The organism is Stenotrophomonas sp. TD3 (assembly GCF_001939825.1).
GTDB lineage: Bacteria > Pseudomonadota > Gammaproteobacteria > Xanthomonadales > Xanthomonadaceae > Stenotrophomonas.
Map to the genome: position 1 here is coordinate 2,419,593 of NZ_MOYM01000001.1, position 22,908 is coordinate 2,442,500.

General features: G+C 68.3%; 22 protein-coding genes. 11 read left to right on the top strand and 11 right to left on the bottom strand.

What is annotated here, in order from left to right; genetic code table 11:
• Window positions 1-192: 192 nt before the first annotated feature.
• The 9 genes from BKE09_RS11275 to BKE09_RS11310 form a co-directional block, all read right to left on the bottom strand.
• Window positions 193-843 carry an IS3 family transposase gene (locus BKE09_RS11275; RefSeq protein WP_083663083.1) on the bottom strand — a complete coding sequence of 217 codons (651 nt, stop codon included), beginning with the start codon at window positions 841-843 and terminating at the stop codon, window positions 193-195.
• 12 nt (window positions 844-855) lie between these two features.
• Window positions 856-1,026, bottom strand: a complete 171-nt coding sequence (locus BKE09_RS23495) for a hypothetical protein (protein ID WP_170871741.1) — start codon at window positions 1,024-1,026, stop codon at window positions 856-858.
• A complete protein-coding gene (locus BKE09_RS11280; protein WP_075675796.1) occupies window positions 1,023-1,316 on the bottom strand; it encodes a transposase in 294 nt (97 codons plus the stop codon). Before BKE09_RS11280 ends, BKE09_RS23495 begins: the two co-directional genes overlap by 4 nt.
• Before the next feature lie 175 nt (window positions 1,317-1,491).
• Window positions 1,492-1,890, bottom strand: coding sequence for a hypothetical protein (locus BKE09_RS11285; protein ID WP_075675797.1), 399 nt, complete (start codon window positions 1,888-1,890; stop codon window positions 1,492-1,494).
• Between the two features lie 93 nt (window positions 1,891-1,983).
• Complete coding sequence (locus tag BKE09_RS11290) at window positions 1,984-4,023, bottom strand: FUSC family protein (RefSeq protein ID WP_075675798.1); 2,040 nt, start codon at window positions 4,021-4,023, stop codon at window positions 1,984-1,986.
• 3 nt (window positions 4,024-4,026) lie between these two features.
• Complete coding sequence (locus tag BKE09_RS11295) at window positions 4,027-5,487, bottom strand: efflux transporter outer membrane subunit (protein WP_075675799.1); 1,461 nt, start codon at window positions 5,485-5,487, stop codon at window positions 4,027-4,029.
• Window positions 5,484-6,401, bottom strand: a complete 918-nt coding sequence (locus BKE09_RS11300) for an HlyD family secretion protein (protein ID WP_075675800.1) — start codon at window positions 6,399-6,401, stop codon at window positions 5,484-5,486. Before BKE09_RS11300 ends, BKE09_RS11295 begins: the two co-directional genes overlap by 4 nt.
• The gene (locus BKE09_RS11305) at window positions 6,398-6,607 is read right to left on the bottom strand and encodes a DUF1656 domain-containing protein (protein ID WP_010487502.1); all 210 of its coding nucleotides are present in this window, start codon (window positions 6,605-6,607) and stop codon (window positions 6,398-6,400) included. Before BKE09_RS11305 ends, BKE09_RS11300 begins: the two co-directional genes overlap by 4 nt.
• A gap of 103 nt (window positions 6,608-6,710) precedes the next feature.
• Window positions 6,711-7,166 (bottom strand): MarR family transcriptional regulator, encoded by a 456-nt coding sequence (locus tag BKE09_RS11310; protein WP_012481667.1) that lies wholly within the window; start codon window positions 7,164-7,166, stop codon window positions 6,711-6,713.
• Between the two features lie 686 nt (window positions 7,167-7,852).
• Between BKE09_RS11310 and folE the strand changes: the two genes are divergently transcribed.
• The 4 genes from folE to BKE09_RS11330 all read left to right on the top strand — a co-directional run bounded on the left by folE (window position 7,853) and on the right by BKE09_RS11330 (window position 14,131).
• A complete protein-coding gene (folE, locus tag BKE09_RS11315) occupies window positions 7,853-8,464 on the top strand; it encodes a GTP cyclohydrolase I FolE (RefSeq protein WP_004141296.1) in 612 nt (203 codons plus the stop codon).
• A gap of 112 nt (window positions 8,465-8,576) precedes the next feature.
• Complete coding sequence (locus BKE09_RS11320) at window positions 8,577-10,046, top strand: DUF3375 domain-containing protein (protein ID WP_075675801.1); 1,470 nt, start codon at window positions 8,577-8,579, stop codon at window positions 10,044-10,046.
• On the top strand, window positions 10,033-10,734 hold the full coding sequence (locus BKE09_RS11325; RefSeq protein WP_075675802.1) for a DUF4194 domain-containing protein: 702 nt from the start codon (window positions 10,033-10,035) through the stop codon (window positions 10,732-10,734). Before BKE09_RS11320 ends, BKE09_RS11325 begins: the two co-directional genes overlap by 14 nt.
• A 16-nt stretch (window positions 10,735-10,750) precedes the next feature.
• The gene (locus BKE09_RS11330; RefSeq protein WP_049446864.1) at window positions 10,751-14,131 is read left to right on the top strand and encodes an SbcC/MukB-like Walker B domain-containing protein; all 3,381 of its coding nucleotides are present in this window, start codon (window positions 10,751-10,753) and stop codon (window positions 14,129-14,131) included.
• Between the two features lie 106 nt (window positions 14,132-14,237).
• Here the strand turns inward: BKE09_RS11330 and BKE09_RS11335 are convergent, their stop codons facing one another.
• Entirely contained in the window at window positions 14,238-15,017 is a 780-nt protein-coding gene (locus tag BKE09_RS11335) for a sulfite exporter TauE/SafE family protein (RefSeq protein ID WP_012512533.1), read from the bottom strand.
• A gap of 102 nt (window positions 15,018-15,119) precedes the next feature.
• On the opposite strand from BKE09_RS11335, the gene BKE09_RS11340 reads away from it, so the two are divergent.
• Window positions 15,120-15,512: a YchJ family protein gene (locus tag BKE09_RS11340; RefSeq protein WP_075675803.1), complete on the top strand. Its 393-nt coding sequence runs from the start codon at window positions 15,120-15,122 to the stop codon at window positions 15,510-15,512.
• Between the two features lie 3 nt (window positions 15,513-15,515).
• Here BKE09_RS11340 and BKE09_RS11345 read toward each other — a convergent pair whose 3' ends face one another.
• Window positions 15,516-16,796, bottom strand: coding sequence for a GGDEF domain-containing protein (locus BKE09_RS11345; protein ID WP_075675804.1), 1,281 nt, complete (start codon window positions 16,794-16,796; stop codon window positions 15,516-15,518).
• Window positions 16,797-16,947: 151 nt separating this feature from the next.
• Between BKE09_RS11345 and egtB the strand changes: the two genes are divergently transcribed.
• The 6 genes from egtB (at window position 16,948) to BKE09_RS11375 (ending at window position 22,888) form a co-directional block, all read left to right on the top strand.
• Entirely contained in the window at window positions 16,948-18,219 is a 1,272-nt protein-coding gene (gene egtB / locus BKE09_RS11350; protein WP_075675805.1) for an ergothioneine biosynthesis protein EgtB, read from the top strand.
• A complete protein-coding gene (gene egtD, locus BKE09_RS11355) occupies window positions 18,216-19,190 on the top strand; it encodes an L-histidine N(alpha)-methyltransferase (protein ID WP_075675806.1) in 975 nt (324 codons plus the stop codon). The genes egtB and egtD overlap by 4 nt, the downstream gene beginning before the upstream one ends.
• Before the next feature lie 84 nt (window positions 19,191-19,274).
• Window positions 19,275-20,522 carry a lytic murein transglycosylase gene (locus BKE09_RS11360; protein WP_075675807.1) on the top strand — a complete coding sequence of 416 codons (1,248 nt, stop codon included), beginning with the start codon at window positions 19,275-19,277 and terminating at the stop codon, window positions 20,520-20,522.
• Window positions 20,523-20,583: 61 nt separating this feature from the next.
• Entirely contained in the window at window positions 20,584-21,474 is an 891-nt protein-coding gene (locus BKE09_RS11365) for a D-hexose-6-phosphate mutarotase (RefSeq protein WP_075675808.1), read from the top strand.
• A gap of 26 nt (window positions 21,475-21,500) precedes the next feature.
• The gene (locus BKE09_RS11370; RefSeq protein WP_075675809.1) at window positions 21,501-22,271 is read left to right on the top strand and encodes a GYF domain-containing protein; all 771 of its coding nucleotides are present in this window, start codon (window positions 21,501-21,503) and stop codon (window positions 22,269-22,271) included.
• A gap of 71 nt (window positions 22,272-22,342) precedes the next feature.
• Window positions 22,343-22,888 (top strand): DUF2628 domain-containing protein, encoded by a 546-nt coding sequence (locus BKE09_RS11375; protein WP_075675810.1) that lies wholly within the window; start codon window positions 22,343-22,345, stop codon window positions 22,886-22,888.
• Window positions 22,889-22,908 lie beyond the last annotated feature (20 nt).

Genomic DNA, 22,908 nt, shown 5'->3' on the forward strand with positions numbered 1-22,908 from the left:
CACGCATGGCGTGGATCTACCGTGTCGACCAAGGTCGACACCCACCAGAGCAGAACGCCGTGACAGATCGCGGAAAACTGTCGAAGGCGGGGTGGGTCCGGTTGAGGGGGTGTGAGCGGCATGGATGCCGCGACCAAGCCCCCATGGATGGGTTGTGGTGGTCAAGCTTTTCTGGACACTCTCAAGGGGTGTTCAGGCTGCCTGCTCTTCGTGGAGGGCAGGCGGCACCAGGCCGTTGGCGGTGTGCAGCCGACGGTGGTTGTACCAGTCTACGAACCGTTCGATATCGGCCACCGCCTCCTGCCGCGCCGGGTACTTGGAGTAGAGCCATTCTGCCTTGAGGGTGGCAAAGGTCCGCTCCACCACGGCGTTGTCCCAGCAGTTGCCCTTACGGCTCATGCTTTGGATGATCCCGTTGTCGCGCAGGATCTCGGCCATAGCATGGCTGGTGTCTTGCCGGCCCTGATCGGAGTGAAACAACAGCCCCGTCTTGGGACGGCGCTGCTTCAACGCCCCCTGACGCGCCCTGACGGCCAGCCACGCGCCCGCTTCGTGGGAATGCGCCCAACCCACCACCCGGCGAGCAAACAGGTCCACGACAATGGCCAAATAGAGCCAGCCCTGCTGGGTCGGGATGTAGGTGATATCGCCTGCCCAAACCCGATTGGGCGCTGTCGGGTTGAACTGTCGGTCCAATACATTGGGAACCGTCAAAGCCTGTGGCCCAAGGCTGTGATCCTTGTGCCGCCGGTGCTGTCGAGCCCTCACTCCAGCCCTGCGCATCAGTGTCCGAGCACGGTAGCGTCCGACTTCCAGGCCCTTGTTGGCCAATTCCTTGACCATCCTGCGGGACCCCTAACTGCCGCGACTGGATTCATGACTGCGACGCACCAGTTCAACCTGGTCCAGAAACTGCTGATCGATCTGAGGTTCCCGGCGCAGCCAAGCGTAGTAGCTGCTGCGGGGATAGCCCATCAACTCGCACAGCAGCCGGATTGGAGCAGCCTTCCCCAATTCGTCGATCACTTGTTCCGGTGATCGCTGTCCCGAATGAAGAAGGCGATGGATTTTTTTAGGAGATCCCGCTCCTCCTTGAGCCGGCGGTTCTGGGCTTCCAGTTCGGCGATTCCGACCTGGGGGTCTGGCGGAGGAGCCTGGGCCTGAGGCTCATGTTTGCGGCGCCACTGCGCAATCCAGCGCCTCAATGCCGTGGGACCGACATCCATCAGTTGGCAAACGTCCCTGACGGTCTGCCCCTCCACAACGACAAGGCGAACGGCCTCGTCTCTCATGCCCTGCGTGATCTGATTTGCCATGGGTTGCCTCGATTCTCGAAATTGATCCCTATCGAGTGTCCAGGTTGATTAGACCACCACAGGTTTACGGCGTCCCCCTCAACCGGACCTACCCCGCCATCCCACGGAATGCCAGCCTTTGACGTTGCCGTTGAAGTTGATTCGGCAGGTGCAGGGCGCAGCCCTGCCGCCATACCTATTCCGCGATCAACACCAGCCCATCGGGGAACACGATCGCCGCTTCATCGGCACTCACATCGAAGAAGCCCACGCCGTGCTTCTCGGCCAGGTCCTGCACCCGCCCGTGCGCGCGCTCGGCCACCGAATAGGCGAACGCGCCGTAGATCACCTGACTACCGATGCTGTACTCGGTCACCTCGGCACGTTCGTCATCGTCGTTGCTCAATGGGCCGTTCAACGGCGGGAACTCCTGTGCCATCTCCGCGAACCACGACTGCAGCGCCGGGCTGCTGACTGCCGGGTCGTCGTACTCGTGGCGCTCGTTCCACTGCGTCTGCTTCTCGAACCAGGCGATGAAGGCCGCCGCCTCGCGCGGGGCCGCACTGGCCTCGAACACCATCATGTCGTAACTCATTGGAGCTTCCTGTGCTGAGCGGGGATCAGAGCCTTCGCCGGGGGCGAAGGATCTGACCCCTGCGCGGTGTCTGTGGACGCACAGGGTATCGCGCTACGGCTGCGTCGCCGTACTCATCGCCAGCCCCGGCGCCAATGCCTTGGCCTCCGGGAACAGCGCGAAGCGCAGGCCGATCAGGCCCATCAGCGCTTCGTCGCGCGCCTTGCACGCGGCCACGCTGCCGACTCGGCCCAGCGAGGTATCCAGCCGCTCGCGCAGCGCTTCGGCGGCCACAATCGGTTTGCGCGCGGCAATCTGCCGCCGGTAGTGCGCGGCGATCTCCTCCAGGATGTGCTCGACCGCTTCGCGGCTGCGCTCGGGCAGTTCCAGCCGGGCGCGGCGCAGCTGCAGGATGTTCAGGCCGATGCGCGCTTCGTTGAGCATGTCCACCGAGGCGATGTCGCTGCCCTCCGGCGTCGCCGCCAAGCGCGGGGCAAGCAGGCCCAGCAGGTCGAGCATGCGCGCGGCGAAGCGCTGGCGGTCCTGCTGGCCACGGCCTTCGGCGGCTTCGGCCAGCGTGGTCCAGCCTTGCCGCACCAGCCGGCGCGCGGTCCACTCGGCACCCACCGAACGGAACAGGCGGGTCATCACCACCGCAAAGCCAATGCCGATGAACATCGCGATCGACGAGTTGAGAAAGGTCTGGATGTTGGCGCTGTAGGTGTTCTGCAGGCTCAGCAGCGCGGCCAGGTTCACCGTCACCGGCAGCGCGAACAGCGCGCTCTTGGGGTGGTGCAGCATCAAGCCAAGCGGCAGGAAAACCACTGCCAGCACCAGTGCCAGCAGCCCGAAGTCGTGCACCGCGGGGAACACACCGAACAGGTACACACCGGCCACCACCGAGGCGACCATCGCCCACACCAGGAACGACACCATGCTCGGTGCCGGGTCGTCCTGCGCGGCGAAGAACGCGGCGGTTACCGCGGCCATCATCGCGCCGTTGCCACCACCTTCCCAACCCAGCGCGATCCACAGCACGCAATAGCTCATCAGCGCCACGCCGGCACTGAGCGCGGAAAACAGCGCCATGCCGTAGTCGACGTGCTTGTCAGCGGCCACGCGCTCGGTGCGGATGCGGTAGTGCGCGCGGTCCAGCGGCGCGGTGCCGTGGTCGATCGCGTGCTGCAGCGTGCGGCAGTCCTGCCACAGGTCCACCAGTTCCTCCAGGCGCAGCAGCAGGCTGGCCAGCTGCAGGTGCTGCAGGTCGCGGTCCACCTGCGGCTTCAGTGCGCTGATGCGCGCGCGCAGGCGGGCGTACTCGCTGGCGTTGGTCGGGCCATCCAGCCAGTCGTGGATGTCGTCGACCAGCGCCGGCAGCCCTTCCGGCAGGGCCTGGCCATCGCTGCGCAGCGCGCTCAGGCGGTCGGCAATCGACGACAGCACCGGCAACAGCAGCAGCATGCGCTCGCGCAGGCGCTCCATCGACACCGCCGAACCGGCATGCCGTGGATCATCGCGGCGCAGGAATTCGATCAGCGCCTCGAACTGCACCAGGTCGGCGGCGAGCCGGTTGCGCGGCGCATGCGCGCGGCCACGTTCAAGGATCTGCCGGCACCACTGTGCGGCGTCCTCCATCCAGTTGCCGATGCGGGCGCGCAGCATCGGGCGTACCGAGGCCGGGAACAGCAGCGAAGCAAACAGCACTGCCACCACCGTGCCGAGGATGATCTCCTCGCTGCGTGCCACCACCGTGTCGAAGATGGTTTCCGGCGAGGTCACTGCCGGGAAGCCGATGAAGGCGGTGGTGTAGCCGGCCAGCAGGAACGCGTAGCCGCGCGGCCCTCGGTTGAGCAGGGCCATGAACAGGCAGCCGGCCAGCCAGATCGACATCGCCGCGCTCAGCACCAGCGGCGTTTCCACCAGCGCCGGCAGCACCAGCAGGGTGGCCAGGCCGGCCACCAGGGTGCCGACGATGCGGTACACGCCTTTGGCGCGGGTGGGGCCCAGCAGCGGCTGGCTGACGATGTACACCGTGCCCATCGCCCAGTACGGGCGCGACAGGTTGCCGGCCATGGCGATGTACAGCGCGGCCACCGCGGCCAGGTAGGTCTTGATCGAGAACAGCCAGGCCTGGCGGTCGGTCAGCGCGTTCATGGCTTACTTCGCTGCGGTCGAGGCGTTGGGCGCGGCGGCGCTGGCCTGCCAGCCACCACCCAGCACCAGGAACAGGTGGATCTGGTCGCGCGAGACCTGCGCTTCGGCGGCGGCCAGGGTGGCGTCGCTGGTAGCCAGGCTGCGGTCGGCATCCAGGCTGGACAGGTACGGCGTGCGGCCTCCCTGGTACAGCCGGCGGTTCTGCTCGGCGGCCAGTGCGGCCTGCTCCTGCGCAGTGCGCAGCGACTGCAGCCGGCGCAGGTCCTGCGCGTAGCGATCCAGTGCGGTCTGGGTCTCGCGCAGCGCCTGCAGCACGGTGTGGTCGAACTCGGCCAGCGCCGCATCGGCACCCGCCTCGGCGGCGTGGATGCGTGCGTGGGTGCCGGACGACGGCAACGTCCACGAGATCAGTGGGCCGATCGACCACTGCTGGGTCATCGGCGTGCCGAAGTCCTCCAGCAGGCCGGCGGCACCGAGCGAGGCCCCCAGGCGGATGTCCGGGTACAGCTCGGCGGTGGCCACGCCAATCCGTGCCGTGGCGGAGGCCAGCTTGCGCTCGGCCTGGCGCACGTCCGGGCGGCGCTGCAGCAGTGCGCGGCCATCACCGACCGGCAGCGGCTGCGCCAGGCTGGGCGCGTGTGCACAGTCGATCACGCCGGCCGGCAGCTGGCCCGGGGTCTGCCCGAGCAGCGCGGCCAGGGAATAGGCGGCCGCCGAACGCTGCGCGCGCAGCGGCGGCAATGCAGCTTCCAGCAGCGCCACCTGGGCATTGGCGCGGGCCAGCTCCGGCGGCGTGCCGCGACCGGCATCGATCAGGCGCTGGGTGACCGAACGGCTGCGCTGCTGCAGCTGCAGCGAATGCTCGGCCACGTGCAGTTCGTGGTTGGCGTGGCAGATTTCCAGGTAGCTGTCGGCCACCTGCGCGACCACGCTGACCTGGGCCAGGTCGCGCGCCGCAGCGACCGACTGCTCGTCGGCACGCGCCGCTTCGGCGCCGCGCTTGAGCTTGCCGAACAGGTCGAACTGGTAGCTGACCGCGAACTTGCCATCGGCCAGGTTGATCACCGGCAGCTCGTGTTCCTGCAGGAACGATTCGGCCGACAGCTGCGCGCGGCTGACCCCGGCCTCGGCCTCGTACTCGAAGCCGCCGGCGTCCAGCGCCTGTTCGTACACCGCTGCGGCACGGCGAAGGTGCGCATCAGCGGCCTTCAGTTCAACGTTGTCGCGCAGCGCCTGGGTGATCAGGCCATCCAGCACCGGGTCGTTGTACAGCGACCACCAGCGGTCGGGCAGCGCCTGGTTGGCGGCCACCTGCGGGTTCTGGGTATCGATGAAGGCCGCATTGGCCTCCGGGCGCTTGAACGCCGAGCCTTCCGGCAGCGCGTAATCCGGGCCAACGGTCCTGCATGCGGCCAGGCTGGCCAGCGCGACGATCAGGCCGAGACGGGGCAGGGCGGCGTTCACAGGCCCGCCTGTGTCGGCGCGGTGCCGGCCTTGTCGTTGTGCGGGTGGCGGCCGGTGTCCACGGTCACCGTGGCGGTGCGGCCGGCGATCAGTTCCACGCCCCTGGGTACTTCGTCGATGGCGATGCGCACCGGGATGCGCTGCGCCAGCCGCACCCAGTCGAAGGCCGGGGTCACGTTCGGCAGCAGGGTGCTGCCGTTGCTGCGGTAGCGGTCCTCGATGCCGGCGGCGATGCTCTCGACATGGCCGCGCAGCGGGGTCGATTCACCCATCAGGCGGATGTCCACGCGTTGCCCCGGCGCCACGCCGCGCAGTCGGGTTTCCTCGAAATAGCCATCGATGCGGAACGAGCCGGTATCCAGCAGCGCCAGCACCGGCTTGCCGGCCACCACGTAGTCGCCCACGCGCATGGTGCGGTCGTTGACCCGGCCATCGGCCGGTGCGCGCACCTCGGTGCGGCCCAGGTTGAGCTCGGCCAGGTCGACCGCGGCCTGTGCGGTGGCCAGCGCGGCCTGTGCGGCCTGCAGCTTGGCGCGGCGCACTTCGGCGTCCTCGGCGGCGACCAGGTCCTGCAGGCTGTGGTCACGGCCGATCTCGCGGCGCAGCTGTGCCACCGAGGCCTGGCGCTCGGCCAGGCTGGCCTTGGCCTGCTCCAGTGCGATGCGGTAACGGGCGCGGTCGACCACGAACAGCAGGTCGCCCTTCTTCACCGCCTGGTTGTCGGCCACGCTCACCGTTTCCACCAGCCCGGACACGTCCGGCGCCACCTGCACCACGTCGGCGCCGACATGGGCATCGCGGGTCCACGGCTCGTCCATGTAATAGACCCACAGCTGGCGCAGCACCAGCAGGGCGACGATCACGGCTGCGCTGGTGAGCAGCACCGGCAGGGTCTTCTTCACGATCTTGTTCACGATTGCATCCAACGCAGGAGGTGGAACAGCAGGCCAAGCACGATCCCGTACAGGGCCAGGTTGAACAGCGCCGGGTGCCATACATGGCGATAGGCGCCGGCACGCTGCAGCAGCGCGTGCAGGCCGCTGTTGACCAGATAGGCCAACAACATCAACCCGAGCAGGGTCGGGACGAACACTCCGTGGAGACTGAATTCACCGGGCATCGGTAGGGGCGAGGTGGGGGAGGGGGAGGAACAACGAAACAACAGCAACGGGCAAAAGCCGCTGGCGTGTGCACGGCAGCGGCGGTATTCGGGGGCAGCGCTCTTACGTGATGCGGTCGGCGGCCTCGGCCAGCAGGCGCCATGCCTTCAGCACGGCGTGCAGTTCATCCATGGAAAGCTCGCCGAACACGTCCTGGCGCAGGCCGATCAACTGGTCTTCCAGCTCGCTGACCAGCGCGTGTCCCGCATCGGTCAGCCACAGCAGGTTGGCGCGGCGGTCGCTGGCGTCGCTCTCGCGGCGGACCAGGTCGCTGGCGCACAGCTTGTCCAGCAGGCGCACCAGGGAAGGACCCTCCATGCCCAGCTGCTGGGCCAGCGCCACCTGGCGGATGCCACCGCCGGAGCGGCCGATCATCAGCAGGGGCATGGTGCAGGCGGTGGAGATGCCGTAGCTGCCGAGCCGGCTGTCGGCCAGGCGCTGCCACTGCCGCCCTGCGTACAGCAGGCCGGAGCTGAGCTGCATCTGCAGCACGGTGCGCTCGTCGAGGGGTCGGTCCATAAGAGATAGATAGGATACTACTAATTTCATTCCTATCAATGGGTTTTTATGAATGGGCGGGTGTAGTGAGGAAAGCGTTGCGCCTGCCTGGTGTCGGGTGGGGCAGCGGGGGCCGGACGGTGCAGGACACGCCGTGAACCCATCCTTGGGGGCTCAGCCGCGGCTTGCTCGTGTGCGCGTCCTGCGCACACGGCAAGACCGGCGTTGGGCGTCCTGCCCAACCCGCCCGAGGCATGCCTCGGGCCCATGCCGCGGACGGTCCTGCCCCGCCCGGCCACGGCTGCCCGCCCATCACCCCGCGGGCGCGGTGGGTTGGCTCTTTAAAGGCAGAAGCAGATGCAGTGCGGACCAAGGTTCGCACCCACCAAAGCAGAAGACACCACAGCAGCGGCGCGCTGCTTCCGAAGCCATGAACCCCTGCTTTTGACCCCGCTTTCGGGCGGTCCGGCCGCGCCCGCAGGAAACTGTCAGGGATGGGGAAGGGCGGCAGGGCAGGACCGTGAGGCGCATGGATGCGCCGACCGAGCCCCCATGGATGGGTTTACGGCGTGTCCTGCCCTGCCGCCCTTCCCCATCCAGACCCGTAACAGGCAGGCGCCGCCAGACCCCCGATGAACCCGACCAACAGGACGACCCACCCCCCGGTCGGGTACGATGCTCGCCCCCCGTTCGGGACGCTGTACGCAATGAGCAAGAACAATGAAAAGGCCGCCCCGCAGGGCGACGTGACCCAGGACCAGGCCGAGGATGCCGTGCGCACCCTGCTGCGCTGGGCCGGTGAGGACCCGTCCCGTGAAGGCCTGCTGGATACCCCCCGCCGTGTCGCCGAAGCCTATGGCGACTGGTTCAGCGGCTACCGCGACGACCCGCGCGCCTACATGGAGCGGACCTTCGAGGAAGTGGCCGGCTATGACGAACTGATCGTCCTGCGTGACATCGAGTACGAAAGCCACTGCGAACACCACATGGCGCCGATCATCGGCCGCGTGCACGTCGGCTACCTGCCGGCCGGCAAGGTGGTGGGCATCAGCAAGCTGGCCCGCGTCGTCGAAGCCTACGCCCGCCGTTTCCAGGTGCAGGAGAAGATGACCGCGCAGATCGCCCAGTGCATCCAGGATGTGCTGCAGCCGATCGGTGTCGGCGTGGTCGTCGAAGGCGCCCACGAATGCATGACCACCCGCGGCATCCACAAGCGCGGCGTCAGCATGGTCACCTCCAAGATGCTGGGCAGCTTCCGCGACGACGCGCGTACCCGCGCCGAGTTCCTGCGCTTCATCGAAGTGGGCGGCAAGCGCTGAGCCGCTTGCCTGCACCCCGCCGGCCGCGTGTGGCCGGCATGCCCACGGCTGCCCGCGCGGCAGCCGTGCGTGGCGGCTCGTCCCTGTCAGCCCAACAGACCTCTTTCGCTGCATGAAGCATCGCGAACGCATCTCCCGTTACCGCCATCTGCGCGAACAGCCCCAGTGGAAGCTGCTCGCCGCCGACCACGCTCCGGAAATCATCGGCCTGCTGCAGGGGCTGCTGATGGACGGCGAGCGCACGCTGTCCTCGTCGGTGCTCAACGAGCGCCTGCAACGCGCGCTGGACCAGCTCAACGGCGATGAACTGTCGCGCGACCTGCCGCGTACCGCGCAGGCCTACATCGCGCACTGGCTGGCCCAGGGCTGGCTGGAACGCCGCCTGCCCGAAGGTGCCGACCAGGAGCAGTACGAACTGTCGACCGCGGCGCTGCAGGCGATCCGCTTCGCCGATGGCCTCGAGCAGGCCCGCGTGGCCGCCACTGAAAGCCGCCTGGCGCTGGTCATCGAACAGCTCTCGCAGCTGGCCGCGCAGACCGAATCCGATCCGGACGCGCGCCTGTCGGCGCTGCGCGACGAGCGCGACCGCATCGACGCCGAGATCGCCCGCGTTGGTGCCGGCCGCGTGATCGCACTGGACGGCAAGCGCGCGCTGGAACGTGCGCGCCAGATCATCGGCCTGGCCGACGAGCTGACCGAGGACTTCCGCCGCGTGCGCGACGACTTCGAGCAGCTCAACCGCGATTTCCGCGAACGCATCATCGACGACGAGGGCGAGCGCGGCGATGTGCTGTCGCAGCTGTTCGAAGGCGTGGATGTGATCGGCGAGAGCGATGCCGGCCGCAGCTTCCAGGCGTTCTGGCGACTGCTCAACGACGCCGAACAGAGCGCCCAGCTCGATGCTGCGCTGGAAGCGGTGCTGGCGCGTGGCTTCGCCCGCCGCCTGGACCGCAACGAGCGCAATTTCCTGCGCGGCTTCACCAGCACCATGCTCGAGCGCGGTGGCCAGGTGCACGACGTGCTGCAGAACTTCGCGCGCAGCCTGCGCGGCTTCGTGCAGAGCCGTGGCTACCTGGAACAGCGCCGCCTCAACCAGCTGCTGAAGCAGGCGCAGTCCGAAGCGCTGGCGCTGCGCGACGAGTTCCCTGCGCAGCGTGGCATCGGCCGCGACCTGCAGCTGACCACCAGCCGCCTGCGTTCGTGGTCGCAGTGGAAGCTGCATGATCCACGCAGTGCCCAGGTCGATGGCAACGTCGAGTACAACGACGCGGCCGCGATCAGCCTGGAGAGCGTGGGCGACCTGGTTGCTTCGTCCGAAATCGACTTCCGCACCCTGCGTCGCGACCTGCACGACCTGCTCGATGCACAGCCGCGGCTCAGCATCGCCCAGGCCCTGTCGCAGCGCGAGGCGCCGCAGGGTCTTGGCAGCGTCATCGGCTACCTGTCGCTGGGCACGCGCTTCGGCAACGTGGTTGCCGGCGAGCAGGAGCTTGCCGAATGGCGTGGTGGCGACGGCCAGGTCCGTCGCGCCCGCATCCCGCTGGTTTGGTTCACCCAGGAGAGACGCCATGAGCTGGCATGAAGACCCCATCGAAGCACCGCTGGCCGACGTGGCGGAAGACGCCTACGAGGCCGAGCCGGTGGCGACCGTGGCGCAGCCCCGCCGTGGCAACGACGTGTACTACCTCGGCGATACCGGGCGGCTGCCGCTGGATGCGCGCCGCGCGCTGTGCCAGCTGCTGATCGGCCCCAGCATCGACCAGCTGCGCCACGCCAAGCTGTGGCCGGCGCTGATCCGCAGCGAGGCGGCCATCCGTTCGTCGCTGGCGGACCTGTTCCTGGAACTGGTGCTCGACCGCGACAGCGGCGTGGCCTTCACCCGCCAGGCTGACACCGAAGACGTCGATGCGCCGGTGTTGCTGCGCACCTCGCCGCTGACCTTCATCGATTCGGTGCTGTTGCTGTTCCTGCGCCAGCAGCTGGCCGAGGCTGACGCGCGCGGCAACCGCGCCGTGGTGGCCGATGCCGAGATGGCCGAAGCGCTGGCCATCTACGAAAAGAACCTGTCCACCGACCGCGCCGGCTTCAACCGCCGCGTCGCTTCGGCGGTGCAGAAGATGAAGGACAACCACATCCTGACCCGCCTCAGCGGCCAGGAAGACCGCCACGAAGTCTCGCCGGCGCTGAAGCTGCTGTTCTCCGCCGAAGACGTGTCCCAGCTTTCGGCGGTCTACCGCCAGCTGCGCGAAACCCCGGCCGCCGAGGCCTGAGAGACCCGACCATCGCATGGCTATCTCCAAGCACACTCCCGCCCTGTTCAACGAAGGCCTGCCGGACCCGCGCCTGCAGCAGTTCCGCATGCGCCGCCTGCAGGTGCACAACTGGGGCACCTTCAACGGCCTGACCGAAGTACCGATCGCCGAGCGCGGCTTCCTGTTCGTCGGCCGTTCCGGCTCGGGCAAGTCGACCCTGCTCGATGCCATGTCTGCGCTGCTGACGCCGCCGGCCATCGTCGACTTCAATGCCGCCGCGCGTGAAGCCGAGCGCAGTGGCCGCGACCGCAACCTGGTGTCCTATGTGCGTGGCGCGTGGGCCGACCAGCAGGACAGCGGCACCGGCGAAATCGCCACCCAGTACCTGCGCAAGGGCGCGACCTGGACCGCACTGGTGCTGGAGTACCGCGCCGGCGATGGCCGCGTGGTCAGCCTGGTGCGCCTGTTGTGGATCTCCGGCAACGGCACCTCGGCCGGCGACGTGCGCAAGCACTACATGATCGCCGAGCGCCCGTTCGACATCGCCAAGGACCTCGGCGGCTTCGACCTGGACCTGCGCAAGCTCAAGCAGAAGCTGTCCGACCTGCACCACTTCGACACCTTCTCCGGCTACGCCGAGCGCTTCCGCGACCTGCTCGGCATCGACAACGAAATGGCATTGCGCCTGCTGCACAAGACGCAGTCGGCGAAGAACCTGGGCGACCTCAACGTCTTCCTGCGCGACTTCATGCTCGACACGCCGAAGACCTTCGACGCCGCCGAGCGCCTGGTCAGCGACTTCGCCGAGCTCGATGGCGCGCACCAGGCCGTGGTCACCGCGCGCCGCCAGGTGGAAACCCTGCTGCCGGCACGCGCCTACTACAACGACCTGAAGGAAATGCACCGCCAGCGCGGCGATGACGAAGCGCTGAAGCTCGGCGTCGACAGCTTCCGCGAAAGCCGCCGCCAGGCGCTGATCGAAGCGCGCCTGCGCGAGATGGACGTGCGTGACCGTGGCCTGCTCGGCGAAGAGGCCCAGCGCCGCGCCGCGCTCGACAACCACACCGAGCGCCTGGCCGAACTGGAACTGCAGCGCCGCCAGCAGGGCGGTGAGCGCATCGAGGAACTGGAGCGCGAGCAGGGCCGCGCCGAAGCCGAGCGCGACCGCCGCAAGGCCAAGCGTGACCAGGCCCAGGAAGCGGCGCAGCAGCTGCAGGCCGAACTGCCCGACGATGCCCATGGCTTCGCCGAGCTGGTCGAGCGTGCGCAGAATGAACTGCAGGACCGCCAGCGCGCCTCGGCGGCACTGGACGATGCGATCAGCGACCGCCTCGGCGGCAAGCGCGACGACGAGCGCCGCTTCGGTGAAGTGCGCAGCGAACTCGAAGCGATGCAGCGCACCCCCTCAAACATCCCGGCGCCGATGCAGAAGCTGCGCGCGCGCCTGGCCGAGGAAACCGGCATCGCCGAAGCGGCGCTGCCGTTCGTCGGCGAGCTGATCCAGGTCCGCTCGGAAGAGCAGGGCTGGCAGGGCGCCATCGAGCGCGTGCTGGGCGGCTTCGCGCTGTCGCTGCTGGTCGATGACAAGCACTACAACGACGTCGCCGAGTGGGTGAACCGTACCCATCTGGGCATGCGCTTCACCTACTACCGCGTGCGCCGCAACGATGATGCGTTCGCGCGCGAGCCGTCGGCGAAGTCGCTGCTGCACAAGCTGGAGCTGCGCGAGCACGTGTTCGAAAGCTGGCTGCGCCGCGAGCTCGGCAAGCGCTTCGACTACGAGTGCGTGGATGCCAAGCAGCTGCGCAACGTCGACCGCGGCATCACCCGCGAAGGCCAGGTCAAGCATCCGGGCGACCGCTTCGAGAAGGACGACCGCAGTGCGGTGGGCGACCGCCGTCGCTGGATCCTGGGCTTCAACAACCACGACAAGGTGGGCGCCTTCGAGCGCGAAGCACAGGAACTGGCCAAGCGCATCGCCAGCTGCGAGACCGACATCGCACGCCTGCGCGGCCAGCGCGACCGCGACAATGAGCGCCGCCTGGCCTGCCACGAGCTGGTCAGCATCAGCTGGAACGAGATCGACATCGCCGCCCCGCAGCAGCGCCTGAGCGATATCGAAGCGACCCTGCGCGACCTGCGCGAAGGCAACGCCGACCTCGCCAAGCTGGCCAAGCAGATCGACGCCGTGCGCGCCGACATCGAACAATCCCGCCGCACCTATGAAGACGTCCGCGTCGAGCGTGGCCAGCTGGTCAAGGAACGTGATCGCCTCGACCGCGCCCGCCAGCAGAGCCGTGCGCTGGTGCTGCCGAGCCTGGCCCAGGAGCAGGAAGCCGGGCTGGCCGAGCGCCTGCAGGAGCAGGGCCCGCTCAGCCTGGAAACGCTGGAAGCGCACATGCGCCAGGTCAGCAACGCGCTGAACGAGCAGCTGTCGTCCTCGCAGCAGGACCTCAACCGCATCGAGAACCAGCTGATCGGCTGCTTCCGTCGCTTCATCCAGCAATGGCCGGAGGAATCGGGCGACTTCACCGTCTCGGTGGCCTCGGCCGAGGACTTCCTCGCCCGCCTCGAGCGCCTGGAACGCGATGGCCTGCCGCAGCACGAAGAGCGCTTCTTCGACCTGCTGCAGAACCAGAGCAAGAACAACCTGCTGGCCCTGCAGCGCCACAGCGCCGAGGCCCGCAAGTCGATCGGCCAGCGCCTGGACGAAGTGAACGCCAGCCTGGAACAGGTGCCGTTCAACCGTGGCACGCTGCTGACCATCGAACTGAGCGACCGCCGCCTGCCGGAAGTCGGCGAGTTCCACCTGCAGCTGCGCGAGGTGCTGTCGCAGCAGCAGACCGAGCAGCGCGAGCTGGCCGAATCGCAGTTCACCGTGCTGCGCCAGCTGGTCAACCGCCTCGGTTCGCAGGAAGGTGAGGACAAGCGCTGGCGCGAGCTGGTGCTGGACGTGCGCATGCACGTGGAGTTCATCGGCGTCGAGCTGGATGCGGAAACGCGCCAGCAGGTCGAGATCTACCGTAGCGGTGCCGGCAAGTCCGGTGGCCAGCGCCAGAAACTGGCCACCACCTGCCTGGCTGCGGCACTGCGCTACCAGCTCGGCGGCGCCGACAGCCAGCTGCCCAGCTACGCCGCGGTCGTGCTCGACGAAGCCTTCGACAAGGCCGACAACGAGTTCACCGCACTGGCGATGAACATCTTCGACAACTTCGGCTTCCAGATGGTGGTCGCCACCCCGCTGAAGTCGGTGATGACGCTGGAACCGTTCATCGGTGGCGCCTGCTTCGTCGAAATCAGCGGCCGCCACGACTCCGGCGTGCTGTTGATCGAGTACGACGAAGAAGGCAAGCGCCTGAAGCTGCCCGAACGCAGCCGCCAGCAGGCCAACGAACCGGAAGAAGCGGAGGCCTGACCGCCTCGGTCCAGCGACCTGTAGAGCCGAGCCATGCTCGGCTGCTCTTCGCGATCGGAAACCGTGTGCCAACCAAGGTTGGCACCTGCCGGGTCATGACGCTCGTTCACGCCCCGCGCAACGTATCCCACGCCATCCGCGCGATCAGCACCACCACCAGCCCCACGAACAGCTTGCGGATGAACGGCGTACCGCCCTTCAGTGCCAACCGCGTGCCCACCACCGAACCGATGATGTTGGCCGCCGCCATCGGCAGCGCGAACAGCCACAGGATGTTGCCGGTCGGCACGAAGAACGAGATCGCTGCAACATTCGTCGCCAGGTTCACCACCTTCGACGCGGCCGACGCACGCAGGAAATCCAGGCCGAAGAAGCGCACGAACAGGAAGATCAGGAAGCTGCCGGTGCCCGGCCCGAAGAAGCCATCGTAGAAGCCGATTGCCGCACCGATCGCCAGCGCGATCGCCAGTTCGCGGCGGCCGATCTCCTGCGGCCGGTGCAGCGCGCCGAAGTCCTTCTTCCACAACGTGTAGGCCAGCATCGCGATCAGCAGCACCAGCACCAGTGGGCGCACCGCGTCCTTGGGCAGCAGGCTCACTGCGGTGGCGCCGGCGAAGGAGAAGATGAAGGCGGTGCCGGCCGCGAACAGCACCGGCTTCCACGGGAAGCGCACGTTGCGCGCATAGCGCCAGGCAGCCGCACCGGTGCCGAACATCGAACTGAACTTGTTGGTACCAAACAGCATCGCCGGCGTCTGCTGCGGCAGCACCGTGAACAGGCCGGGCAGCTGCACCAGGCCGCCGCCACCCACGGCAGCATCCACAAGACCGGCGATGAAGGCGATCACCACCAGCCACCACAACTCAGGGGGAACCAGTTCCAGCACGGCGATCAATCAAGGTGGGGGCGCGACAGCATACGCCTGTCCTGCTTCAGCTGGCCCGTGCCGCGCGTGGATCAATGCGCACAACCCGGCGACAATGCCGGCATGAGCCGAAAACCCGCCGATCCCTGTCCCTGTGGCCTGCCTGCCGACTATGCCGCCTGCTGCGGCCGTTTCCACGCAGGTGAAGCCGCACCCGATGCCGAGCATCTGATGCGTTCGCGCTACAGCGCGTATGTGCGTGGCCTGGCCGACTACCTGCGCCAGACCTGGCACCCGGACACGCGCCCGGCCGAGCTGTCACTGGATGAAGCACCCGGCCAGCGCACGCATTGGCTGGGCCTGACCGTGCACGAGCACACCGTCACCGGTGCCGACAGCGCCGACGTCCGCTTCACCGCGCGCTACCGCATCGGCGGCGGCAGCGCAGTGAAGATGACCGAGCACAGCCGCTTCCAACGCATCGACGGTCGCTGGTACTACCTCGACGCGGTCTGAGCCCTACGCGCTGCGCGCAGCCAGCACGCGCTGGCCGCCGTGCGCACGCACCTGGTTGCGGCCCCCGTCCTTGGCCACATACAGGGCCTGGTCGGCGGCCTTGACCACCGCCATCGGCCGCGGATCCACGCGGCTGTCGGCCAGCCCGATGCTCACCGTCACCTGCACCACCTGGCCGCTGCCACCGCGTCCGCGCTGCTGGCGGCCGGCTTCGTCGTCACGGCTGCGGGTACTGCGGTCGCGCAGCTGCATGCGGGTGTCCTCGATGCTCTGCCGCAATGCTTCCACGGCATCGACACAGGCCGCCGCCGGGCGGTCCAGGAACACCACCGCGAACTCCTCGCCGCCATAGCGGAACGCACGGCCACCGTCGCCCACCCGCGCCAGCCGCGAGGCCACCAGGCGCAGCACATCGTCGCCGGTGTCGTGGCCATGGGTGTCGTTGAATGACTTGAAGTGGTCCACGTCCACCATCGCGATGCTGTAGGTGCCGCGCGCCCGCTGCAGGGTCTCGTTGAATGCACGTCGCCCCGGCAGGCCGGTCAACTCATCGCGGAAGGCCATGTGGAAGGACTCCTGCAGCATCGCGCCCAGCATCAGCAGCAGGGCGGCACTGCTCAGCGCTGGCAGCAGCACCGGCTGCAGGAAGATCCGCGGCAGCATCCACCACAGGCACAGCAGGGCCAGCAGCATCGCCGTGTGCAGTGGCCGCGGATGCTGCCACGCCTGCCAGCCCAATGCTGCGGTCGCCAGCAGGAACAGCAGCGCCGGCAGCTGCGCCAACGCGTTCCAGTCGGCGGGAATCCAGGCCCAGTGACGGTTCGACAGCAGATCGTGCATGCCCTGCGGCTGCTGTGCCGCCAGCAGCAGGAAGATCACCAGCGCTGCGCCGCACACCACGCTGCGCAGCAGCAGGTCCTGGCGTCGGCGTCCGCGTTCCGGCCACAGCGCCAGTCCCGCGAACAGCAGCGGCACCCACGCCGAGATCGCGTGGAAGCGCAGCGGGGTCAGGGCGTCGACATGGCCGCTGCGCAGGTAGCCACCGACGTCCCGGTGCAGCAGGGCGAACACCACTGCCACCACCAGCAGCAGGCACAGCGTGCGCATCTGGTGGTAAAGCAGCGCCAGGCCCGCGCCGAGGCAGGCCAGCAGCCAGGGCAGGATGCGCTGGCCCGGGCTGGCCACATCCTCGGTGCCCAGCGCCATCCACAGCACCAGGACGACCAGCACGGCGGGCAGCACGAACAGGTAATGCGCAGGCTGGCGGAGCGGATGCAGGGGCACGCAGTAAGTCCAGTGCGGTGACGATGCGGCCGCAACATTGCCGTTAGCGGCGTCCCCACGCGCTTCTTGAATGCGCGCGCCCGCTGTCATGTGAACGTAGTGGTGCGGTGCCATGACGTCGCACTCACCGTCCTGCGCCGATGCTGCCCGCATGGACAGCGCACCCGCCGCCGTCGCTGCCCCGCAGCGCGATCTCGCCCGCCGCTTTGCACAGGTGCGGGCGCGCAGCCTGCAGCTGGCTGCGCCGCTCAGTGCCGAGGACGCCATGCTGCAGAGCATGGCCGACGCCAGTCCCAGCAAATGGCACCTGGCGCATACCACCTGGTTCTTCGAACGCTTCGTGCTGGCCGGCTTCGCCACCACGCAGGCGCGTGACCCGGCCTGGGACTACCTGTTCAACAGTTACTACAAGAGCATCGGCCCGGCGCATGCGCGGCCGCAGCGCGGGCTGCTGTCGCGGCCCTCGTTGCAGCAGGTGCGCGATTACCGGCAACAGGTCGACCTGCAGGTGCAGTCACGGCTGGCGGCGGGTGACCTTGATGAGCAGGCGATGCATCACCTGCAGCTGGGATTGCAGCATGAACAACAGCACCAGGAACTGTTGCTGACCGACATCAAGCATGCGTTCTGGTGCAATCCACTGCAGCCACCGTATCGCGAAGACCTGCGACCCGTCGCCAGCACCGCGACGCCGCAGGGCTGGATCGAATCGCCCGAACGCATCGTTACTGTCGGTGCCGCGGCATGGCCACGGCACGCCGCCTTCGCCTATGACAACGAATCGCCGCCGCACCGTGTGCTGCTGCCCGCGCATGCGCTGGCCGAACGCCCCGTCAGCAATGCCGAGTACCGCACCTTCATCGAGGCGGGGGGGTACCGCGAACCGCGCTGGTGGCTCAGCGAAGGCTGGGCGCTGCGTGAAGCCGAAGGCTGGCAGCACCCCCTGTACTGGGATGATGCCCTGCAGCGCGAGTACACCCTGGGGGGGTGGCGCGAGCTGGATCCGCATGCGCCGGTCTGCCACCTCAGCTACTACGAGGCCGATGCCTGCGCCCGCTGGGCCGGTGCGCGCCTGCCCAGCGAGTTCGAGTGGGAAGCGGCCGCCGCATCGCAGCCCCTGCGCGGCCACTTTGCCGATGATGATCACCTGCACCCGCAGGCCGGGCAGGGCAGTGGACTGCGGCAGCTGTTCGGTGATGTCTGGGAATGGACCGCCAGCGCCTATGGCGCCTACCCGGGCTTCCGCCCCTTTGACGGCAACCTCGGCGAATACAACGGCAAGTTCATGTGTGGCCAGTGGGTGCTGCGCGGCGGCAGCTGTGCCACGCCCCGCGACCACGTGCGCGCCAGCTACCGCAATTTCTTCATGCCGCCGGCGCGCTGGCAGTTCTCCGGGCTGCGCCTGGCCAGGGACCTCACATGAGCACGGTGCATGACGCGCTGCAGGCGCTGACCGACCTGACCCCCAGCCGCCAGCAGATCCTGGCCGATGCGGTGGCCGGCCTGTCACGCGCATCGCGGCAGCTGCCCTCCAAGTACTTCTACGATGCCCGCGGCTCGCGTCTGTTCGAACAGATCACCCAGACCCGCGAGTACTACCCCACGCGCACCGAGCTGGCGCTGCTGGCCCGGGTGCTGCCCGATATCGCGCGCGTGGTCGGCCCGCGCCTGCACGTGGTGGAGCTGGGCAGCGGCAGTGGCCGCAAGACCGCGCTGCTGCTGGCCGCACTGCAGGATCCGGTGGCCTATACCCCGATCGAGATCTCGCGGGCGGCACTGCTGTCCAGCATCGACCATCTGGCACCCGCGCTGCCCGAGGTCGAGATGCTGCCGGTCTGCGCCGACTTCACCCGCGCCGTCGCCGTGCCGACGCCCGAGCGCGCGCCTGCCCGTCGCCTGCTGTTCTTCCCGGGTTCCACATTGGGCAATTTCGCCGACGAGGATGCCGTCGCACTGCTGCGGGCGATGCGCCAGACCATGGGCCGCGACGGCCTGGCCCTGGTCGGCATCGACCTGCACAAGGACCCGTCGCTGATCGAGGCGGCCTACAACGATGCGCAGGGTGTCACCGCAGCATTCACCCTCAACCTGCTGGCCCGCCTCAATCGCGAGATCGGCAGCGATTTCGATCTCGACGGATTCCGCCACCGCGCCCGTTACAGCACCGCGCGGCTGCGCATCGAAACCGACCTGGTCAGCCAGTGGGCGCAGGACGTCCACCTGGATGGCCACACCTTCCACTTTGCTGCCGGTGAGCCCATCCGCGTCGAGTACAGCCACAAGTACACCGATGACAGCTTCGAAGCGCTGTTGCAGCAGGCGGGCCTGCAGGTTGCGCAGCGCTGGGATGCCGAAAGCCCCGCCTATGGCCTGCGCCTGCTGCGCGCTGCCTAGGGTGGGCGGCCAGCCGGTGCCCCTTCAGGTTCGGCCGCACCGCTGCCCCTAAGATGGCCGTGCAACGGCAACACGGAGGACGCCATGCCCATTCTGACCACGCTCGGCCTGGCGGCCGCCCTCGCGTCGACGCCGACGCTGCCTGCAGCCCCCGCCGCCACTATCGATCCGGCATTCAGCCGCTGCCTGGCGGGCCTGCAGGCTACCGCCGCGACCCAGGGCATCAGCGCTGATCGATTCAACGGGATCACCGCCGGACTCACGCCGGACCCGAGCGTGCTCGGGCTGCTGGACGCACAACCGGAATTCACCACGCCGATCTGGGATTACCTGGCCGCGCTGGTCGACCGCCAGCGCGTCGATGATGGCCGCACCCTGCTGCAGCAACATCGCGATCTGCTCGATCGCGTCTCCGCACAGTACGGCGTCGATCCGGCCACCATCGTCGCGGTCTGGGGGGTGGAAAGCGACTATGGCCGCGTCTTCGGCAAACGCCCACTGCTGCAGTCGCTGGCCACGCTGTCCTGTGCCGGCCGCCGCCAGGCCTTCTTCCGCGGCGAACTGCTGGCGCTGATCAAGCTGATCGACCGCGGTGACCTGCAGGCCCAGGGGCTCACCGGTTCCTGGGCCGGCGCCTTCGGGCATACGCAGTTCATGCCCAGCACCTACGCACGTATCGCGGTCGATGGAGATGGCGATGGTCGTCGTGATCTGGTCGGCAGCATTCCCGACGCGCTGGCGTCCACCGCCAATTACCTCAAGCGGGCCGGTTGGCGCAGTGGCGAACCGTGGGGCATGGAAGTACGGGTTCCCGCCGGCTTCAACGCCAGCCAGGCGGGCCGCACCCAGCGACGGGCCCTCGCCGATTGGCGCGCGCAGGGCGTGACTGCGCTGGACGGCAGCGTGCTGGCCCCGGCCAACCTGCCGGCCGACGCGCGCGCGGCCCTGCTGCTGCCGGCCGGCATCAAGGGCCCGGCGCTGCTGGTGTTCCGCAACTACGATGCGATCTACAGCTACAACGCCGCCGAAAGCTATGCGCTGGCGATTGCCACGCTGGCCGACCAGCTGCGTGGCGGCACCGGCCTGGCCACCGCCTGGCCGACCGATGATCCCGGCATCGGCCGCGATGAACGCCGCCAGCTGCAGACCCTGCTGCTGGCCCGGGGCCACGACATCGGCAGCGCCGACGGCATGATCGGCACCGCCACCCGCCGCGCGATCCAGGCCGAGCAGCAGCGCCTGGGCTGGGCCAATGCAGATGGCCGCGCCGGCCAGCGCATCCTGCGCGCGTTGCAGCAGGAGGCAGCAGCAGGGGCGCCTGCCTCCCGCTAGACCTTGCCGATCGCAGGCTGGCCGCGACATCATCGCCGCGGTCTTCAAGGAGCGTCATCGCATGCAGTCGAACCCGGACGTCAGCACCGGCCTGTACCACGGGCTCGAGGCCTGGCAGGTACGCACCCCCAGCGCCACCGCGGTCATCAGCGTGTTCGGTGGACAGCTGCTGTCGTTCATTCCAGAGGGGCAGCCGGACCTGCTGTGGCTGTCGCCGAAACGTGCCGGGCTGCCCACGCCGATCCGGGGTGGCGTCCCAGTGTGCTGGCCGTGGTTCGGTCGCCAGGGCCAGCGTGATGACGTGCCGGCACACGGCCTGGTACGCACCGCGCGCTGGGAACTGCTGCAGGCCCGCCAGGGCGATGACGGTGAGCTGGAGCTGCAGCTGGCGCCCCTGTTGATTGCCGAATGTGGCCTGCGCCTGCAGATGCAGCTGCGCATCGGTCGCCAGTTGCACCAGCAGCTGACCACCGAGAACACCGGCACGTCCCCGGTGACCTTCACCCAGGCCCTGCACAGCTACTTCCGGGTAGGCGATGCCCATCGTGTCGAGGTCGATGGCCTCGATGGCCTGCACTATCTGGACAAGTACGAGGACGACGCGCAGCTGCACCAGCAGCAGGGGCCCTGGTCGCTGCGTGACCCGCGCGATCCGGGGCGAAGCGACCGCATCTATACCGGTGCCGGCGGCCACTACGTGCTGCGCGATCCCGTCCTGCAGCGGCGGATCGAGATCCGCAGCGAAGGCAGTCAGACCCTGGTGGCGTGGAATCCGGGCGCGGCGGCGGCGGCGAAGATGGCCGATGTCGGCGACGGTTGGCACGACTACGTGTGCCTGGAAGTGGCCAATGCTGGGCCAGAGCAGATTACCCTTGGACCCGGCGCGCGCCACCAGCTGGTGCAGGTGCTGGTTAGTGAACCGCTGCAGGCCGTAGCGGGATGTTCAGAGTAACGATGGGATCGACAGGAATGGATGGCATGCAGGACGCACAGTGGTGGTACGCCAACAGCAAGCAGAGCGAAGGGCCGGTGGACCTGGCCGGGCTGCGCCGCCTGCAGCAGGACGGCACCGTAACCGCCCGTACGCTGATGTGGCGGGAAGGAATGGCATCGTGGCGGCCGTTGGCCGAGCTGGATCCTTCGGTGACGCCGATGGATCCGACCCCGCCGCCGGTTGAACCGGTGCAGGCCGTCAGCGGCGGTGACGCACCGACCGCTGATCCGTCCGACCCCTATCGTGCGCCGGCTGCTTCGCCGGTGGCAGCGGCCGCGCCGCAGCTGGAAGGCGACATCGCCTTGTACGCCGCCGTGGTCGGCGGCAACTTCCCGATCTATCGACAGCGCTGGCGGCTCGACCAGGGTGTTGCCGACGGCAACGGCACCTGGCACTGGCCGGCGTTCCTGATCGGCGTGATCTGGATGGTGTACCGCCGGATGTACCGGCTGGCGGCGATCTGGGCCGGCATGCTGGTGTTCTTCAGCATCGCCGAGGCGTTGCTGGGCGTTCCGGAAGGCGTGTCGATGGTCATCACCTTTGTCATCAACATCACCGCCGCGGTGTATGCCAATCGCTGGTACCTGGCGCATTGCCAGCGCGAGATCGCCCGTGCTCGTGCGCTGGCCGGAGACGACGAGCCACGCCTGCGCAGCGAGCTGGCCAGGCGGGGTGACACCAATGCACTGGCAGCGGCGGTGGTGGCCATCGCCGTCGTTGTGGTGATGCTGGTGGGGCAGGCGATGGCAGGCTGAGGCCGGAGCGGCTTCAGATTCACCGGTGGCTGCCGCTACCGCGGGATCATCCCGGGCAAGGAATCGCCGACATGAATCATCTGGATACCCCGCCGGTTTCCCCGGCGGACGACAATCCCTATCTCGCGCCCGCCGCAGAGGTGGGAGACGCGCCTGCTTCGTCCGACGCGGACTACCTGAACCTCCTCGTGGGCCCCAACGCGGCGCTCTACCGCCAGCGCTGGCACCTGGACAGCCCGGTGCCGAAGCCGCCGCGGCCGTGGCACTGGCCCGCCTTCCTGGTGCCGACCTACTGGCTGCTGCACCGGAAGATGTACCTGGCGGCCATCCTGTTCGAACTGGTCCTGTTCGGCATCGCGCTGCTGACCGCCCGCGCCAGCCCGCTGCTCACGGTGGCGTTGCTGGCGGTGCCACGGCTCGGCATCGCCGTGACCGCCAACAGCCTGTACCTGCGCCATTGCACGCGGCTGCTGGCCAGGGTGAAGGCTGCCCACGCCGGGCAGCACAACCGCATCCGCACAGAACTGCAGCGTCGTGGCGGCACCAGCGTGTGGGCGGTGGTGATCGGCATGGCGGCCGGCGCGGTGATCAACACCGTCGCCCGCCTGCCGACCTGATCATGCCGGCCTGATATGGT